General features: G+C 69.8%; 3 protein-coding genes and 1 pseudogene. All 4 read left to right on the top strand.

What is annotated here, in order from left to right; genetic code table 11:
• Positions 1–199 (top strand): annotated as a pseudogene (locus AOK17_RS06365) (ABC transporter); the annotation flags it as partial.
• Positions 196–990, top strand: a complete 795-nt coding sequence (locus AOK17_RS06360) for an ABC transporter permease (protein WP_055611326.1) — start codon at positions 196–198, stop codon at positions 988–990. The pseudogene AOK17_RS06365 and the gene AOK17_RS06360, both read left to right, overlap by 4 nt.
• Before the next feature lie 191 nt (positions 991–1,181).
• Positions 1,182–1,646, top strand: a complete 465-nt coding sequence (locus AOK17_RS06355; RefSeq protein WP_055611325.1) for a nuclear transport factor 2 family protein — start codon at positions 1,182–1,184, stop codon at positions 1,644–1,646.
• A 69-nt stretch (positions 1,647–1,715) separates the two neighbouring features.
• Positions 1,716–2,681, top strand: a 966-nt coding sequence (locus tag AOK17_RS06350; RefSeq protein WP_055611324.1) for an aldo/keto reductase, incomplete at its 3' end; no start/stop codon positions are given.

Below are 2,681 nucleotides of genomic sequence, written 5' to 3'. Positions count from 1 at the left end.
GCTGCAGATCCCGAGCGACGGCAGCCAGCGCGAACTGCGCTCGATCCTCGACTGGTTGGACGCGGCCGGCATCGAGGCCGACGAACTCACCGTGCACACCCCCGACCTCGACGACGTCTTCTTCGCCCTCACCGGTCCGGCCGACGTCCCCAACCAGCCCAGCCAGCTCACCAACCAGCCCAAGGAGAACGTCCGATGAGCTCTCTCTCCCTCGCCGTACGCGACTCGTCCACGATGCTGCGCCGCAACCTCCTGCACGCGCGCCGCTACCCGTCCCTCACCCTGAACCTGCTGCTCACCCCGATCATGCTGCTCCTGCTCTTCGTGTACGTCTTCGGCGACACGATGAGCGCGGGTATAGGCGGTGGCGGTGGTCCGGACCGGTCCGCGTACATCGCGTATCTCGTCCCGGGCCTGCTCCTGATGACCATCGGCAGCACGACCATCGGCACCGCGGTGTCGGTCTCCAACGACATGACCGAGGGCATCATCGCCCGCTTCCGCACGATGGCCATCCACCGCCCGTCGGTGCTCATCGGACACGTCGTCGGCAGCGTGCTGCAGTCGGTCATCAGCGTGGTCCTCGTGGGCGCCGTCGCCGTGGCCATCGGCTTCCGGTCCACGGATGCCACGGGTCTGGAGTGGCTGGCGGCGTTCGGACTGCTCGTGCTGTTCGCCCTGGCGCTCACCTGGATCGCGGTCGGCATGGGCCTGGTCAGCCCCAACGCCGAAGCGGCCAGCAACAACGCGATGCCACTGATCTTCCTGCCCCTCATCTCCAGCGCCTTCGTGCCGGTCGACTCCATGCCGGGGTGGTTCCAGCCGATCGCCGAGTACCAGCCCTTCACTCCCGCCATCGAGACCCTGCGGGGCCTGCTGCTCGGCACCGAGATCGGCCACAACGGCTGGCTCGCCCTCGCCTGGTGCCTGGGTCTCGCGGTGCTCGGCTACTTCTGGTCGACCGCGAAGTTCAACAGCGACCCGAAGTAGTCGGCCGCCGTGACAGCGCGGGCCGCCTCCCGCAACCCGTCCCGCCCCAGGGCGGCGCACTCCGACACCACGTCGGTGTACGCCGCCCTGTCGGCGTCCTCGGCGAGACCGACGGGACCGACGGAGACTGGAGACCCGTTGGAAGCCTGTTGGAAGCTTGTTGGAGACCCGAACGAACGGAGACCGATGCCATGCCGGACACAGCAGCCGTGAACTCCCCCGGACCCGGCCCCCGCGAGGTCCTGGCCCGCTATCAGCAGGCGATGCTCGACGGTTCCGCGGACGACCTGGCCGACCTCTACGCGGTGGACGCCGTCCACGAGTTCCCGTTCCTCTTCCCCGGCATGCCCGAGCGGTACCAGGGGCGCGAGGAGGTGCGTGCGGGCTACCGGGCGGCCTGGGGCGCGAGCCCGGCGCGACCGCGGGAGATCCGTGACGTCGTCGTGCACGACAGCACCGACCCCGAGGTGATCACCGTCGAGCAGGTCGTCACCGGGACCGTGGCCACGACCGGCCGAGCCTTCAGCTTCCCGGGCCTGCTGGTGATCCGGGTCCACGACGGCCTGATCACGCATGTCCGCGACTACATGGACGGGCTGGGCGTGGCGCATGCGATGGGCCGTCTGCCGTCGGTGGTCACCGCCCTGTCCCGGTAGGTTCCGGCTCCCGCGCGTTGCCTTGAACAGGTCGCGTTAGAGGGATCGTGTCGTGGGGAGAGGTTGGAGATGAGAGCCGACGACCTCGTACCACTGGGCCGCACGGGACTTCAGGTCAGCCGCCTCGGGCTGGGACTCGCCTCCCTGGGCGGCCTGTTCGAGCCCGTGCCCGAGCAACAGGCCGCCACCACCATCGACACCGCCTGGGAGTTGGGCGTACGACTCTTCGACACGGCTCCCGTGTACGGGTACGGGCGCTCGGAGACCCGTACGGGCGCGGCCCTCGCCTCGCGGCCCCGTGACGCGTACGTGCTGTGCACCAAGGTGGGGCGGATCATCGAGCCGGGCGGGCCGGACACCCAGCCGATCTGGGCGGACCCGCCGGCCGGGGTCGGGCCCCGGCTCGACTACTCGTACGCCGGGGTGCTGCGGTCGGTCGAGGAGAGCCTGGCGCGGCTGGGGCTCGACCGGATCGACGTACTCCATGTCCACGATCCCGACGAGGACTTCGGGGCCGCGGTGGGCGAGGCGTATCGCGCGCTGGCCGATCTGCGGGACGAGGGGGTCGTCGGCGCGGTCTCCATCGGCGTCAACCATGCGCCCGTGGCTGCGCGGTTCCTGCGGGAGGCGGCGGTTCCTGGGCCCGACTGTGTGCTGTTGGCCGGGCGGTACAACCTGCTCGATCAGTCGGGGCTCGACGAGTTGCTGCCGTTGTGTGTCGAGCGGGGGGTGGCTGTCATGGCTGCGGGGGTCTATCAGTCTGGGTTGTTGGCCGATCCTCGGCCGGGTGCTCCGCATGGGTATGCGTCTGTTCCGGCTGAACTGGGTGTGCGTATCGGGGCGTTGAGGCGTCTCTGTGCGGCCTTCGACGTGTCGCCCCTCGCGGCGGCCGTTCAGTTTCCCCTTGCCCACCCTGCGGTCAGCAATGTGGTCGTCGGTGCCCGCTCGTCCGAGGAGGTGGCGGGCACGGTCTCCCTCTTCAACCAGCCTGTGCCGGGGGACTTCTGGGCGGCGGTGAAGGGGAGGGGGTTGCTG

This window comes from Streptomyces phaeochromogenes (genome assembly GCF_001418655.1).
GTDB classification, from domain to species: domain Bacteria; phylum Actinomycetota; class Actinomycetes; order Streptomycetales; family Streptomycetaceae; genus Streptomyces; species Streptomyces phaeochromogenes.
The sequence above is the reverse complement of the archived record's forward strand: the minus strand, read 5'-3'. Positions and strand labels throughout refer to the sequence as shown.

Coding starts and splice junctions, on each gene's coding strand:
- AOK17_RS06360 (WP_055611326.1), top strand. CDS start 196: ATGAGCTCTCTCTCCCTCGCCGTACGCGACTCGTCCACGATGCTGCGC.
- AOK17_RS06355 (WP_055611325.1), top strand. CDS start 1,182: ATGCCGGACACAGCAGCCGTGAACTCCCCCGGACCCGGCCCCCGCGAG.